General features: G+C 72.5%; 12 protein-coding genes. 6 read left to right on the top strand and 6 right to left on the bottom strand.

From position 1 onward, the window contains the following. Positions 1-7: 7 nt before the first annotated feature. Positions 8-1,009: a LacI family DNA-binding transcriptional regulator gene (locus FL583_RS33070; RefSeq protein ID WP_142708815.1), complete on the top strand. Its 1,002-nt coding sequence runs from the start codon at positions 8-10 to the stop codon at positions 1,007-1,009. Continuing rightward, the gene (locus FL583_RS41235) at positions 1,009-1,719 is read left to right on the top strand and encodes an E3 binding domain-containing protein (RefSeq protein WP_205752687.1); all 711 of its coding nucleotides are present in this window, start codon (positions 1,009-1,011) and stop codon (positions 1,717-1,719) included. The genes FL583_RS33070 and FL583_RS41235 overlap by 1 nt, the downstream gene beginning before the upstream one ends. Before the next feature lie 10 nt (positions 1,720-1,729). Here the strand turns inward: FL583_RS41235 and ppdK are convergent, their stop codons facing one another. Continuing rightward, positions 1,730-4,423 carry a pyruvate, phosphate dikinase gene (ppdK, locus tag FL583_RS33060; protein ID WP_142708814.1) on the bottom strand — a complete coding sequence of 898 codons (2,694 nt, stop codon included), beginning with the start codon at positions 4,421-4,423 and terminating at the stop codon, positions 1,730-1,732. Positions 4,424-4,606: 183 nt separating this feature from the next. Between ppdK and FL583_RS33055 the strand changes: the two genes are divergently transcribed. Both FL583_RS33055 and FL583_RS33050 read left to right on the top strand, forming a co-directional pair. Continuing rightward, complete coding sequence (locus tag FL583_RS33055; RefSeq protein ID WP_142708813.1) at positions 4,607-7,324, top strand: ABC transporter substrate-binding protein; 2,718 nt, start codon at positions 4,607-4,609, stop codon at positions 7,322-7,324. A gap of 12 nt (positions 7,325-7,336) precedes the next feature. Next, a complete protein-coding gene (locus FL583_RS33050; protein ID WP_142708812.1) occupies positions 7,337-7,639 on the top strand; it encodes a DUF952 domain-containing protein in 303 nt (100 codons plus the stop codon). A gap of 12 nt (positions 7,640-7,651) precedes the next feature. Here FL583_RS33050 and dusB read toward each other — a convergent pair whose 3' ends face one another. Both dusB and FL583_RS33040 read right to left on the bottom strand, forming a co-directional pair. Next, the gene (gene dusB, locus FL583_RS33045; protein WP_240746890.1) at positions 7,652-8,794 is read right to left on the bottom strand and encodes a tRNA dihydrouridine synthase DusB; all 1,143 of its coding nucleotides are present in this window, start codon (positions 8,792-8,794) and stop codon (positions 7,652-7,654) included. A gap of 17 nt (positions 8,795-8,811) precedes the next feature. Then, complete coding sequence (locus FL583_RS33040; RefSeq protein ID WP_142708811.1) at positions 8,812-9,735, bottom strand: XdhC family protein; 924 nt, start codon at positions 9,733-9,735, stop codon at positions 8,812-8,814. A 55-nt stretch (positions 9,736-9,790) separates the two neighbouring features. Between FL583_RS33040 and FL583_RS33035 the strand changes: the two genes are divergently transcribed. Beyond that, positions 9,791-10,840, top strand: a complete 1,050-nt coding sequence (locus FL583_RS33035; protein WP_170323993.1) for a TolB family protein — start codon at positions 9,791-9,793, stop codon at positions 10,838-10,840. Here FL583_RS33035 and FL583_RS33030 read toward each other — a convergent pair. From FL583_RS33030 to FL583_RS33020, 3 genes are all read right to left on the bottom strand, one after another. Further along, the gene (locus FL583_RS33030; RefSeq protein WP_205752688.1) at positions 10,819-12,186 is read right to left on the bottom strand and encodes a glycine--tRNA ligase; all 1,368 of its coding nucleotides are present in this window, start codon (positions 12,184-12,186) and stop codon (positions 10,819-10,821) included. The two genes, FL583_RS33035 and FL583_RS33030, sit on opposite strands and share 22 nt — an antisense overlap. 105 nt (positions 12,187-12,291) lie before the next feature. Next, positions 12,292-12,900 carry a hypothetical protein gene (locus FL583_RS33025; RefSeq protein WP_142708808.1) on the bottom strand — a complete coding sequence of 203 codons (609 nt, stop codon included), beginning with the start codon at positions 12,898-12,900 and terminating at the stop codon, positions 12,292-12,294. 49 nt (positions 12,901-12,949) lie between these two features. After that, complete coding sequence (locus FL583_RS33020) at positions 12,950-13,312, bottom strand: antibiotic biosynthesis monooxygenase family protein (RefSeq protein ID WP_142708807.1); 363 nt, start codon at positions 13,310-13,312, stop codon at positions 12,950-12,952. Positions 13,313-13,330: 18 nt separating this feature from the next. Here FL583_RS33020 and FL583_RS43190 point away from each other — a divergent pair, with 18 nt between their 5' ends. Then, entirely contained in the window at positions 13,331-13,642 is a 312-nt protein-coding gene (locus FL583_RS43190) for a DUF6703 family protein (protein WP_420843227.1), read from the top strand. Positions 13,643-14,735 lie beyond the last annotated feature (1,093 nt).

Raw genomic sequence — 14,735 nt, 5'->3', positions numbered from 1 at the left:
CAAACGCGTGACCCTCGCCGACGTCGCCGCGCACGCGGGCGTCGACCGCTCGGTGATCTCGCGGGTGATGAACGACGACCCGGGCCTGAACATCCGCCCGGAGACCCGCGAGCGCGTGCTGGCCTCGGTGAAGACGCTCGGCTACCGGCCGAACGCGGCCGCGCGCACGCTGCGGACCCGGTTGAGCCGGACGTTCGGCCTGTTCATCCCCGACTACGCGAACCCGGTGTACGCCGAGATCATCAAGGGTGCCGAGGCCGCTGCCGCCGATCGGGAGTGCGTGCTGGTCACCGGCTCGGGCCGGGTCGCCGGCTCGGCCAAGCCCTATCTGGACCTGCTGGCCGACGGCCGCGTCGACGGTCTGCTGCTGGCCGGCGGGGTTCGCGCGTCCGCCACCCTCGACGCCCTACGGGCGTCGCGGATGCCCTGGCTGCTGCTCAACTGGAGCATGACCGACGCGACCCGGCACATCATTCTGGACGACGAGGGCGCGGCGACGATGGCAGTCGAGCACCTCGTCAGCCTCGGTCACACGCGGATCGCGCACCTGGCCGGCCCGGACGGCTCCGACACCGCGTCCCGGCGGGCCGGCGGCTACCGGGCCGCGATGCGCCTGCACGGCCGCGCGCCCGACCCGGCGCTGGAGGTCCGGGCCGACTACACCGCCGAGGGCGGCTTCCAGGCGATGACCGAGCTGCTCGGGCGCACGCCCCGGCCCACCGCGGTGTTCGTCGCCAACGTGGCGTCGGCGATCGGTGCGTTGCGGGCCGCTTACCGCGCCGGCGTGCGCGTCCCGGACGAGCTCTCGATCGTCGCGGTGCACGACCTGCCGCTGGCCGAGTACCTGGTACCCGCGCTGACGACCGTGCGGATGCCGCTGGAGGAGCTCGGCCGCCGAGGCGTCGAGCGGCTGGCCAGTACCGACCCCGACGACGCGGTCGCCGAGACCGTCGACGGCCCGATGGAGCTGGTGCTCCGCGAGTCCACCGCACCCCCTGGAGTTCTCTGATGCCGCACGGCGTCCTGTTCAGCACCGAGTTCGATGCGCCGCCGCTGTCGTGGGTGACCCCCGGCGTCCGCGCGTTCGCCGCCGAGGCCGGCGTCGACCTGACGACCGTCGTCGGCACCGGGATCGGTGGGCGCATCCGCGTCTCCGACGTCGAAGCGGCCGCGTCGCGGTCGTCCTCCGCGGCCGCGGAGGACCCGGCCGTGGTCGAGGAGCCCGCCGTGGTCGAGGAACCCGCGGTGGCGAGCGCGGCGCGCTCGTTCTTCGCCGTCGAGGCCGACGTCACCGACTCCGGTGCCGGTCTCGCGGTCCTGCTCAAGTCGGTTGTGGACGCCGGTGAGCTGGGCGAATACCCGATCGCGACCCGGATCGACGGGCACCTGGCCTACCTGCCGGGCGTCCGTGACCTGAACGTCGACGGCATCGGGAAGCTGCTGGCCGACCCGGCCAAGGCCAAGCTCGACCCGGCCCGCACGCTGCTCGTGATCGAGGAGCCGCACGCCGTGCTGGCCGCCCCGGCGATCCCGGGCTGGACCGGCCCGATCCTCACCCTGGCCGCCCCGGCCCGCCGCCCGACGGCGGTGCCCACCCCGGACGGCGAGGTCCTGGCCATCCGCACGATCGCCCACCTCACCCTCTCCGCCGACCCGCTGACCGTGGACGACCGCACCGCCACCGGGTTCCTCGCCGCGGTCGCGCGGGGCCTGACGTAGGGCTCGTCGATCAGCGCGAGTCCGAACCGCCTCCCTGGGCCACGGTGGCGCGGGCGGCCTCCAGGCGGGCCACCGGGACGCGGAACGGGGAGCACGACACGTAGTCGAGGCCGACCTCATTGAAGAAGTGCACCGAGTCGGGGTCTCCCCCGTGCTCGCCGCACACCCCGACCTTCAGGTCCGGACGGGTCGCCCGGCCCTTGTCGGTGCCGATCCGGACGAGTTCGCCGACGCCCTCGGTGTCGATCGTCTCGAACGGCGAGACGCCGAAGATGCCGACCTCGAGGTACGTCGAGAAGAACGCCGCCTCGACGTCGTCGCGAGAGAAGCCCCAGGTCGTCTGGGTCAGGTCGTTGGTGCCGAACGAGAAGAACTGGGCCGCCTCGGCGATCTGGTCGGCGGTGAGCGCGGCCCGGGGCAGCTCGATCATCGTCCCGATCAGAATGTCGAGGTCGATGCCGGTCTCTTCGGCGACCTCACGCAGCACCTGCGAGGTCTCGGCCCGGATGATCTCCAGCTCCTGCACCGAACCGACCAGCGGGATCATGATCTCCGGCTTGGGGTCCTTGCCCAGCTTCACCAGCTGGGCCGCGGCCTCGGCGATCGCCCTGGTCTGCAGGTTGAACAGCCCCGGCACGACCAGCCCGAGCCGCACACCGCGCAGCCCCAGCATCGGGTTGGCCTCGTGCAGCCGGTGCACGGCCTGCATCAGCCGCAGGTCGTTCTCGTTCTTCTCGCCGCGCGACTCGGCCAGCGCGACCCGGACCGACAGCTCGGTGATGTTCGGCAGGAACTCGTGCAGCGGCGGGTCGAGCAGCCGGATCGTCGTCGGCAGCCCGTCCATCGCGGTCAGCAGCTGCAGGAAGTCCCAGCGCTGCAGCGGGAGCAACGCCTCCAGCGCCGCGTCCCGCTCCTCCTCGTCCGAGGCCAGGATCAGCCGCTCGACGTGCTGACGCCGCTCGCCCAGGAACATGTGCTCGGTGCGGCACAGCCCGATGCCCTCGGCGCCGAACCGGCGGGCCCGCTCGGCGTCCTCGGCCGTGTCGGCGTTGGCCCGCACGCCCATCCGGCGGGTGCTGTCGGCGTGCGTCATGATCCGGTCCACGGCCTCGACCAGGTCGTCGGAGGAATCGGCGTTCCCTTCGAAGTACGAGACGACCGGCGAGTCCACGACCGGTACCTCGCCCAGGTAGACCCGCCCGGTCGAACCGTCGACCGAGATCACGTCGCCCTCGTGCACCTCGGTGCCGTCGGGCGCGGTGAGGAACCGCCGCTTGGTGTTGACCTGCAGCTCCTCCGCGCCGCAGACGCACGTCTTGCCCATGCCCCGCGCGACCACGGCCGCGTGCGACGTCTTCCCGCCGCGGCTGGTCAGGATCCCGCGAGCCGCGATCATCCCGTTCAGGTCGTCCGGGTTCGTCTCCCGCCGGACCAGGATCACGTCCTCGCCCGACCGCGACCACTTCACCGCGGTGTACGAGTCGAACACGGCCTTGCCGACCGCCGCGCCCGGCGACGCCGACATGCCTCGGCCCAGCTGGTGCACCTTCGCCGACGTGTCGAACTGCGGGAACATCAGCTGGACGAGCTGCTCCCCGGTGACCCGCTGAACCGCTTCATCCAGATCGATGACGCCTTCGTCGACCAGCTGCGACGCGATCCGGAAGGCCGCCGCCGCGGTGCGCTTGCCGACCCGGGTCTGGAGCATCCAGAGCTGGCCGGACTCGATCGTGAACTCGATGTCGCAGAGATCCTGGTAGTGACCCTCGAGCGTCGCCATGATCTCCATCAGGCGGTCGTACGAGGTCTTGTCGATTTTCTCGAGGTCCTGCAGCGGCACCGTGTTCCGGATGCCGGCCACGACGTCCTCGCCCTGGGCATTCTGCAGGTAGTCGCCGTAGACGCCCTGCTCGCCGGTCCCCGGGTCGCGGGTGAACGCGACCCCGGTACCCGAGTCCAGGCCCAGGTTCCCGAAGACCATCGCGACGACGCTCACCGCGGTGCCGAGGTCGCCGGGGATCCGCTCCTGCCGCCGGTAGAGCACGGCCCGGTCGGAGTTCCAGGATGCGAACACCGCGTTGACCGCCTGCGACATCTGCTCCCGCGGGTCCTGCGGGAAGTCCTCGCCGGTGTGCTCCCGCACGATGCCCTTGTAGACGTCGACGAGCTGCCTGAGGTCGTCGGAGTCCAGATCGAGGTCGTTCTCGGTGCCCTTGGCCCGCTTCACCTCGTCCAGAGCGTCCTCGAACGCCTCGCCCTCGATGTGCTGGACGGTCTTGCCGAACATCTGGATCAGCCGCCGGTAGGAGTCCCACGCGAAGCGGGGGTTGTCGGCCTGGCGGGCCAGGCCCTCGACCGACCGGTCGTTCAAGCCGACGTTGAGGACGGTCTCCATCATCCCGGGCATCGAGAACTTCGCGCCCGAGCGGACGCTGACCAGCAGCGGGTCGTCCGGGTCGCCGAGCCGCTTGCCGCGGGCCTCCTCCAGCGCGGCCAGGTGGGTCGAGACCTCGTCGTCGAGGCCGTCCGGGGTGGAGCCGGTCTCCAGGAAGACCGTGCAGGCCTCGGTCGTGATCGTGAAACCGGGCGGAACCGGCAGGCCGAGGTTGGTCATCTCGGCGAGGTTGGCGCCCTTGCCGCCGAGGAGATCCTTGAGGTCCTTGTTCCCCTCGGCGAAGTCGTAGACGTACTTGGTATCAGGCACGAGTCGTCCCCCTCTTCACCGGCGGTCGAATGCGGAGAGGCTATGAGGCCATACCGTTTCCCGTGCCCGCCTGTGAGTGAACGCACTCGATTCAGGAAGACTGTTCCGATTCAGCCCGACCCGGTGCGGTGATCTGGCGCACCGCCGCTACGCTGCGGCCTGAATCCGGGAGAAGGGGCACGGGTGGGTAAAGAGCAACCCCTCCGCTCGAACGACCCGCGACAACTCGGTCAGTACCGCCTCACCGGCCGGCTCGGCTCCGGTGGGATGGGAATCGTCTACGCCGGCGTCTCCGGCGACGGGCGTCCGGTCGCGGTCAAGGTGATCCACCCGCATCTGGCCGAGGCGGCCGAGTTCCGGACCCGCTTCCGGTCGGAAGCGACCCTCGCGGCCCGGGTGGCCCGCTTCAGCACGGCCGCGGTCCTTCATGTCGACGTGGACGGAGAGCAGCCGTTCCTGGTCACGGAATTCGTCGACGGACCGACGCTGCAGGAAGTCGTCGACGAGCAGGGTCCGCTGGACGGCGGGGCACTCGACCAGCTGGCGATCGGGATCGTCACCGCGCTGACCGCCATCCACGAGGCCGGCATCATCCACCGCGACCTCAAGCCCAGCAACGTGATCCTGTCGCGGTTCGGGCCGCGGGTGATCGACTTCGGCATCGCCCGGGCCGCCGACGTGGTGAGCGGGCTGACCACCGGTGCGATCGGGTCGCCGCCGTACATGGCGCCGGAGCAGTTCCGGGGCGAGCCGGTGACCGCGGCCACCGACGTGTACGCCTGGGGCGCGGCCGTGTGTTTCGCCGGCACCGGACGGCCGCCGTTCGGCGTCGGGCCGCCGGAGGTGATGCTGTTCAAGACGTTGGAGTCCGAGCCGAACCTGGAGGGCCTCGACCCGGCGCTGCGCAATCTGGTCGCGGCCGCGCTGCGGAAAGACCCGGCCCGCCGGCCCCGCACCGCCGAGATCCTCAGCGGTCTGACGCTCCGCCGTCCCGACTCGCCGCCGCTGTCGTCGCTGCCCGGCGCAGTCGCGGCCACCGACCCCACCGTGGAGGTCGCCGTTCCGGAGTTGCCGCCACCGGCCCCGGGCGGTGGCGAGCGTCCGGCGGTGGTTCGCCGCATAGCGTCAGAAAAGGCGACGAGGGTCGAGGAGAGCGGCAGACCGCGACGGCGGGTCGTGCTCGGGACGGCCGCGGCGGCGGTCGTGGCCGCGGTCCTGGCCGCGGCCGTCGTGCTCTGGGCCGGCCGGTCGACGGACGCGCCGGACGCGATCCGGGCCTCGCCGACCGGGCCGGTGGAGACCGCCGTCCGGCAGTTCGCGGCCGACGACTCCGCGGTCGGGCCGGCCCGCGCGGTCGAGGGAGCCCGGCGGGGCGGGACCGCGGTGGTCTACGCGGCCGCGCGCTACTGGGAGCTCGACCCGGCGCTCAACCATTTCGGCGACGGGATGATGGCCAGCTCGCGGCTGCTAGCCCGGACGCTCACCGCCTACCGGCAGAGCCCCACGACCTCGCCGACGCTCGTCGGCGACCTGGCCACCGACACCGGACGCAGCACCGACGGCGGGCAGACCTGGGAGTTCACGATCCGGGGAGACGCGACGTTCGCCGACGGCACGCTGGTGACCGCGGTCGACGTGGCGCGGGGCATCGCGCGGTCGTTCGGACCGGGTATGACCGGGCCCTCGTACCTGCAGCAGTGGCTGGCCGGCACGCCGGACTTCCGCACGTTCTACGCCGGTCCGACGGCGGACCGGCCGTACCCGCCGGGAGTCGAACCGCTCGACGCCCGGACCCTGCGGCTGCGCTTCCCGGCGGCGCACCCGGACCTGCCGTCGGTGGCCGCGTTGCCGGTCACCGCGGCGGTCCCGCTCGGGTGGAAGCCGACCGTGCGGAACCCTCTGCCGGTGACCGGGCCGTACCGGGTGTCGGGGTCGTACCGGGCCGGGGGTGACCTCACGCTGGTCCGGAATCCGGCCTGGAGGGCGAAGTCGGATCCGGTGCGCACCGACTATCCGGACCGGTACGTGGTCCACTTCGGCCGGTCCCGGCCCGACGTGACCCGGCTGATGATGGCCGACGAGGATCCGCGCGGGATCCAGCTGAGCACGGTCGACTCGGCGCTGGCGGGGCAGGTCGTCGGCACCGACCGGATCGTCGACGGACCCGGTGCCGGGCACCGCGACCTGTGCTTCAACACGCAGCGGGTGCCGTCGGCCGAGCGGCGGCGGGCGCTGAGCCTGGCGTTCAACCCGGAGTCGGCGCTGGACGCGATGGGCGGTCCGTACGTCGGGGAGCTCACGACCAGCCTGCTCTCGCCGCGGTTACCGGGGTATCCGGAAGACCAGTCGCGGGCCCGGCGGTCGGGCGACCCGGCGGCGGCCCGGGCCGCGCTGCACGGCGAGGCGGTGACGCTCGTGTTCGCGTATCGGGCTAATAGTGAGGGCAAACGGCTCGCGGACGCTGTGGGCTCCGCTTTCTTGCGGGCGGGCGTGACCGTGCGGCCGGTGGCGGTGCCGTCCGACCAGTACCTGGCCGCGATCGGGGCCTGGAGCAACCCGTACGACCTGTACCTGTGCGAATGGGCGCCGGATTACCTGGACGGCAACGCGATGCTGCCGCTGCTGTACTCGAGTACCGGGGCCCGGGCGGTCGGGAGTACGAACTTCAGTTATCTGCGCGAACCGGTCACGAACTCGGAGCTGAAGCGGATCGCGCTGATGCCCGACCGGAAACGGGCGGCGGCCGAGTACGCGGCGCTGGCGCTCCGGATCCGGCGGCTGGCGCCGGCCATCCCGTTCTTCGACCAGCGCCGGCTGGCGCTGCGCGGGTCGAAGGTGCAGGGGCTGTTCGTGAGCTCGTTGTGGGCGGTGCCGGACCTCGCGCAGGTCTGGGTGACGTAATACGGTTGGTCGGTGACGACCGTGTACAAAGTTCTCCGCGCCGACGAGTGGGCGGCTGCGCAGGCCACCGAGCGGTACGAGGGTTCGCCCGACGACCTCCGGGACGGCTTCGTCCACCTGTCGACGGCGACGCAGCTGCCCGGGACGCTGGACCGGTTCTTCGGCGGCGAGACGGGGCTGTGGCTACTGGCGGTAGACGCCGAGACGCTCGGCGAGCAGTTGCGCTGGGAAGTGAACGCGGACGGCGAGTCGTTCCCGCACTACTACGGCCCGCTCCCGATGAACGCGATCACCGAGGTCACCCCGGTCCGCTGAGTGCTCGTCGGGTCAGCCGCCGGAGACGTCCAGTTCGGCATCTTCCGGGGTGGTGAGCGCGTCGGGGTCGTCGAGCCAACCCTCGGGCAGCACCACTCGGCGGGCGCCGGTCGTCCGGCCGCGGGGCTCGCCGATCTCGGTGACCGGGTACGGGGCGTCCGCGTCCAGGCGCGCCAGTAGATCGTCCAGCTCGGCCAGCGTGCTCACCATGCCGAGCTCGCGCCGCAGCGCCGATCCCACCGGATACCCCTTCAGATACCAGGCCACGTGCTTCCGGAAGTCCGGCAACCCCCAGGCCTCGCCCTTCCACGACGCCAGCAGCTCGGCGTGCCGCCGCATCGTCACCGCGACCTCGCCCAGCGACGGCCGCACCCGCTCCGGGCGCCCGGCGAACGCCGCGGCCAGGTCGGCGAAGAGCCACGGCCGCCCGAGGCACCCGCGCCCCACGACGACCCCGGCGCACCCGGTCTCGCGCACCATCCGGACCGCGTCGTCGGCCTCCCAGATGTCGCCGTTCCCCAGCACCGGGATCTCCAGCGCGGCCGCGAGCTCGGCGATCGGCTCCCAGTTCGCCCGCCCGCCGTAGAACTGCACCGCCGTCCGGCCGTGCAGCGCCACCGCGGCGACGCCCGCGTCCTCGGCCGCCCGGCCCGCGTCGCGGAACGTGACGTGATCGTCGTCGATCCCGATGCGCATCTTGACGGTGATCGGGACGGACGTGCCCGCGGTCGCCCGCACGGCCCGCTGGACGATCGCGGCGAACAGCCGCCGCCGGAACGGCAGCGCCGACCCGCCACCGCGCCGGGTCACCTTCGGCACCGGGCACCCGAAGTTCAGGTCGATGTGATCGGCCAGGTCCTCCTGCACGACCATCTCGACGGCCCGCCCGACGATCTCCGGGTCGACGCCGTAGAGCTGGATCGACCGCGGCTGCTCGTCCGGCGCGAACGTGACCAGCTGCATCGTCTTCTGGTTGCGCTCGACCAGCGCCCGCGTCGTGATCATCTCGCTCACGAACAGCCCGGCCCCGTGCTCGCGGCACAGCCGCCGGAACGCCACGTTCGTGATGCCCGCCATCGGCGCCAGCACGACCGGCGGATCGACCGTGTGCGGTCCGACGGTGAGCGGCCGAGCAGTGGTCAGGGCAGAAGTCACGTCCTCCAGCGTAAGCCTCAGTGAATCGCGACGTCCGAGGAGCGGAGGGCGGCGCCCGCCCGGCCGGTCCGGGTGGCCAGCACCTCGGCGACGACGCTCACCGCGGTCTCGGCCGGCGACCGCGCCCCGATGTCGAGCCCCACCGGCCCGTGGATCCGGGTCACGTCCTCCGCCGACACCCCGGACGCCAGCAGCCGCTCCCGCCGCGCCGCCTGGGTCCGCCGCGACCCGAGCGCCCCGATGAACCCGGGGCCGGCGAGCCCCACCCGCAGCACATCGTCCATGGCCGGATCGTGGTCCAGCAGCACGAGCACGTCGGCCGGCCCGAACTCCGCCACCGCGGCCACGCCGTCCGGCACCGACGACACGTCCTTGGCACTCCAGCCCAGCAGCGTGGCCTGCGCCGCCAGCGCGGCGGCCAGCACCCCGCCCCCGATCGTCACCACGGTGGGCACCGGCGCCCAGACGTCCACCAGGACGTCGTCGACCAGTTCGCGACCGGAGACCCCGGCGGCGAGCAACCGCGACGCCGTGTCGGCGACCGGTCCGGAGACGGCCACCGGCTCGCCCGACGTCAGCGACGTCGCCAACGCGGCCGGTCGGCCGGACGCGAGCGTCTCCCAGACCGACGGGTCGGAGGCGGCGTGGACCAGGATCCGGGCCGAGCCGGCGCACGCGAGGCCCGCCGCGACGGCGTCCGACTCCCCCACCGGCGCCTCCACGACGGCGGCCGAGCCGGACAGCGCATCCGGGACCGCGGACGCGATCACCGCGTCGGCGACCCCGCGGAGCAGCGAACCCTCGCGCGAGCCGTCGTCGCGGAACGCGAGCACCTCACCACCGGGCACCGCGCCGAACCCGTGCACGTCGACCACCCGCGCCACCGCGACGCGGTGTCCCGCGCCCAGCCATTCCGCTACCGTCCGCCCGATCTCGCGCATGGGCCCATCTTTCCCCGTGTACGGTCCGAGCTGCAGCGCTACGGAGAGGACCTCGATGCGCAGAGCATTCGCCCTGTTGGCGCTCGCGTTCGTCTCCGGCTGCGGCGGCTCGGCGGACGATCCGACCGTCCTCCCCCGCACCCTGGCCGGCCCGGCGCTCACGACGGTCGCGGCGACGATGGACTCCCCCGGACGCGGCGCGCTGATCGTCTCCTACCCCGATCGGCCGGTCGCCGGCGACATCTTCGGCACCCAGGAGGTTCTGGTCGGCCCGGGCAACAGCTACCGCACGGTGCCGATCGGCACGCTGATCGACCCGCGGGGGCGGTACGTCGTCCTGCCGGGTGCCCACGGCACGCTCACCCGGCTGAATCTCGCCGACCGGACCGAGCGTCGGTATCGCGCTCCGAGCGAACCCGGGCACACGATCCCGGTCGCGATCTCGCCGGACGGCACCCGGGTGCTCTACGGCGCCTCGTCCGACCCCGGCAATCCGCAGGTCGAGCACCTCCACCTGCTCGACCTGCGCAGCGGCGCGACCCGCGACCTGCACACCAAGGCGATGACGGCCGCGTTCTCGCCCGACGGCACGAAGGTCGCGATCGGCAACGACGGCGAGTCGGTGATCCTCGACCCGGCGACCGGCGGACGCACGCCCGGCCCGCTCGGCCGCCGCCTGGCCGGCGACGACGCCTGGTCGCCCGACGGCCGGACGCTCGCGTACCAGGAGAACGGCGAGCTCACGGTCACGCTGGCCCCGGTCGACGACAGCACGGAGCCCGTGACGCTCACCGACGCCGGTCAGTTCGTCGGCTGGCGCGACCCGCGCACGATCCTGGTGTTCGACTACGGCGGCACCGTGAGCACGGTGAGCGGGGGAACCCGGACGGTCGTGATGACCATGCCGCAATCCACCGGGGTCGAGGACGCGGCCGGTGCGCTGGTCGCCGGGCTGCGGTTCACCGAGACCGCGAGCCCCGACCGCGGCCCGTGGCAACTGCGTTTCCGGTGGCCGCTACTGGCTGCCGCCGCGGCTCTCGCCGCGACGGCAGCACTCGTCGTGCGCCGCGTGCGCCGCGTGCGTCAGCAGCCGAGCAGGCGCTGACCCAGGTAGCTCTCGACCTGGTCGAGACCGACGCGCTCCTGCGAGCGCGAGTCCCGCTCCCGGATCGTGACGGCCTGGTCGTCGAGCGTCTCGAAGTCGACCGTGATGCAGTACGGCGTTCCGATCTCGTCCTGACGCCGGTACCGACGTCCGATCGCCCCGGCGTCGTCGAAATCGACGTTCCAGTTGAGGCGGAGCAGGGCGGCCAGGTCACGGGCCTTCGGGGACAGGTCGGTGTTCCGCGACAGCGGAAGCACCGCGGCCTTCACCGGCGCGAGGCGCGGGTCGAACCGCAGGACGGTGCGCTTCTCCATCACGCCCTTGGCGTTCGGCGCCTCGTCTTCGGTGTACGCGTCGAGCATGAACGTCAGCAGCGCGCGGTCGACACCGGCGGCCGGCTCGATGACGTACGGCGTCCAGCGCTCGCCCTTCTCCTGGTCGAAGTAGGAGAGGTCGGCGCCGGAGGCCTTCGCATGCGCGCCGAGGTCGAAGTCGGTGCGGTTCGCGATGCCCTCGAGCTCGCCCCACTCGGTGCCGGCGAAGTCGAACTTGTACTCGATGTCGACGGTCCGCTTGGCGTAGTGGGCGAGCTTCTCCTTGGGGTGCTCGAAGAAGCGCAGCCGCTCCTTGGAGATCCCCAGGTCGAGGTACCACTGCATGCGGGCGTCGATCCAGTACTGGTGCCACTCTTCGTCGGTGCCGGGCTCGACGAAGAACTCCATCTCCATCTGCTCGAACTCACGCGTGCGGAAGATGAAGTTCCCCGGCGTGATCTCGTTCCGGAAGCTCTTGCCCTGCTGGGCGATACCGAACGGCGGCTTCTTCCGGGACGTCTGCTGGACGTTCAGGAAGTTGATGAAGATGCCCTGCGCGGTCTCCGGACGCAGGTAGGCCAGGCCGGTCTCGTCCTCGACCGGGCCCAGGTACGTCTTCAGCAGGCCGGAGAACTGACGCGGCGCGGTGAACGCGCCCTTGGTCCCGCAGTTCGGGCAGTTGACATCGGCCAGGCCGTTCATCGGCGGCTTGCCGTGCTTGGCCTCGTAGCCCTCTTCGAGGTGGTCGGCCCGGAAGCGCTTGTGGCAGCTCTGACACTCGGTCAGCGGGTCGGTGAACGTCTCGACGTGGCCGGAGGCCTTCCAGACCTCGGGCGCGAGGATCACGCTGCTATCCAGGCCGACGATGTCGTCACGGCCGGTGACCATCGTCTTCCACCACTGGCGCTTGACGTTGGTCTTCAGTTCGACGCCGAGCGGACCGTAGTCCCACGAGGCGCGGAGCCCTCCGTAGATCTCGCTCGACGGGAACACGAAGCCCCGTCGCTTGCTCAGGTTGACGATGACGTCCATGCGGTCGGCGGGCACCGGGATCTCTCCATCCGGACTGGCGGTTCGGCGGGTTATGCCGAGCTAGGCTACCCCGGCGCGTCCGGACGCCCGCCACCCCGTAACCCGTCAGGTCGGGCAGATGCGGGCCGCGTTGGCGTCGTCGAAGTTGACCGGGAACCTCTCCGGGCCGGCTGAGCTGCCCTCCCGGGCGACCTGAGCGGTGATGACCCAGTTGCTGTTCTGGTCGACCTCGATGTCGTCACCGACCGTGTAGGTGGTGACCTGCCCGGTGGCCCGCTCGTCCCGGGTGAAGTCGTCGAGCGAGCGTTGCTGCCGCTCGGACAGGCAGAGCCGGGCGTACGCCTGCTGGTAGCGCCCGTCGCGCAGGTCGCCGAGGTAGCCGTCGACCGTCGCCACGGCGTCCTTCTGGAGCGTGTTGTAGCCGTAGTAGAAGAGGCCGCCGACCCCGAACACGCTGCCGCCGCAGCAGATCAGCAGCGTCGCGCCGAGCCCCAGCGACACGATCAGCACCGTCCGCGTCGGCCGCGGAACCGGCGGCGCGAACGCCGGACGCGCGCCCATCCCCGGCGGAGGGGTCGGCGGCGGCGGGAGCGCCCGCAACGCACGCTCCCGCTTCTGCTCACGCTCGCTGCGCACCGGCGGCGGTGGCTGATACGCGGGCGGTACGTACGGCTGCTGGCTGTAGCCGCCACTAGAGGGTGGCACCCAGGTCATGACCGGTTACTCCGCACGCTCTCAGCCTGCCTCACCAGCGCCAGAAGGGCTATCGCGGAGTGTCACCGACGCGGGTCGTGTCCGCATCCGGGGCACGGTCCGTGCGGCCCTGCGTCTCGACCGCGCCGTCCCAGGCGCCCAGCACCTCGAACGCGCTCGGCTCGTCGCTGGACTCGGCCAGCAGCGTGCTCGCGTGCACCTTGACGTCGAAGTCCGAGAGTGCGCGGCGGAAGCTGCCGACCGAGTCCCACTCGGTGGTGAGCGCCCAGGCGGTCGGGGCGTCGGCCGAGCGGCCGACCCGGCCCCGGATGAAGCCCGGCCGGACCGCGAACGCTCCGAGCGCCGCCCTGGCCCGTTCGAGGAAGCCGTCTCCGTCACCCTCCGCCACGTCGAACCGACTGATGACGAGCACGGCGCCTCCTCTGGAACGATGGGTTCCCCACGCTACCCAGGAGGCTTCTCCGTGTCCGAAGCGCAGCGTCCGGTTGGACCTAGGTCGGCCGCCTTGCTGGCCCGTTTGCTCCGGGCGCCGAGGTTTGCGTTGGTGTTGGCGGTTGTGGTGGTTTTCGGGGCTGGGGCGTTCTTGCCGGGGGTGGTGGGGGCGGCTCTGGTTCTGGTGATTGCCGCGTTGGTGGGGTGGTTGGCGTGGATCGTGTGGGGCTCTGCGAGCCCTGGGGCCAGGGCTGGGCGGGTGGTGGTCGTGGTGCTTCTGCTGGCCTTCGCGGTGTCGAAGGTCTGGTAGGTCGGGGACGTGGACGGGGCCGGCCGAGGGGCGGGGTGAATCGGGGGGTCGCGGCGGGGGCGGTGGTGGGCGGGGTCGCGCGGGGGCGGCGGGGGGTGGCGCGGGGTGGCGCGGGGTGGCGTTAGCCGGCCGGGCCGCCGAACGCGCCCGGGCCGCCGCACGGGGGCCAGTTGCCGCACGAGGCCCTCGCGCGGCCGAGTCGCCGAGTGCGGCAGGGTCGCCGAGTACGGCAGCGCCGCCCAGCGCAGCAGCGCCGCCCAGCGCAGCAGCGCCGCCCAGCGCAGCAGCGTCGCCCAGCACCGCCGAGCCGCCCAGCACCGCCGAGCCGCCCAGCACCGCCGAGCCGCCCAGCACCGCCGAGCCGCCCAGCACCGCCGAGCCGCCCAGCACCGCCGGGTCGCCGAGTACGGCGGGTCGCCGAGTACGGCCAGGTCGCCGAGCGTGGTCCTCCCGCGGCCGGGTTGCTCAGTGCGGCTCTCGGGCAACCGGATCGCCCAACGTGCCGGGGTAGCCGCCCGGCCCCACATCGCCCGGCGTTCGGGAGGCCTGCGCGGCGCCCCTCCACGGCGAGGGGCAACGGGGAAGCACCGCGCACGGATCGGCGTAGCTGGGGTGCGCCTCTGGCCGCGAGAACTCGGCGCCCGGGCCGGCGGTGCTGGGCGTATCTCCCGCCGCAGGAGCGAGCGCGCGGGTCGGCGGAGCCGGGATGTTTGCGTCCGCGGCGGCGCAAGGCCACGGAGGCCACGCTTCGGGCGCCCGACCACGGACTCCGCTCATCCGACCGCGACCCCCGCCGCGCGATCGGGATCGCCGGATGCCCACCGAGGTCCCGGGCCGGCGCGCGCCTGACCCCGTCCTTCAGATTGCGAGCTTGTCAACGTCAAAGTAGGCCGGATAGCGGGCTTTTGACGGCAAAGGCCCGCTAGCCGGTGTCCGCGAGGATGTCGTCGTCCCGGCAGGGGCCCGGCTGCGCGTCAGCGTTGTCACGCCGCCCGAGCGCAGATCGCGCCCGGGGCGGCCGGCCGGTGGCCACGACGTGCGGATCACTGGGTCCCGGCCCCGGTGGGGCGGGCGGGGCGGGCGCGGCACGCAG

This window comes from Cryptosporangium phraense, assembly GCF_006912135.1.
Lineage (GTDB): Bacteria > Actinomycetota > Actinomycetes > Mycobacteriales > Cryptosporangiaceae > Cryptosporangium > Cryptosporangium phraense.
This window is presented reverse-complemented; position numbering and strand designations above follow the sequence as displayed.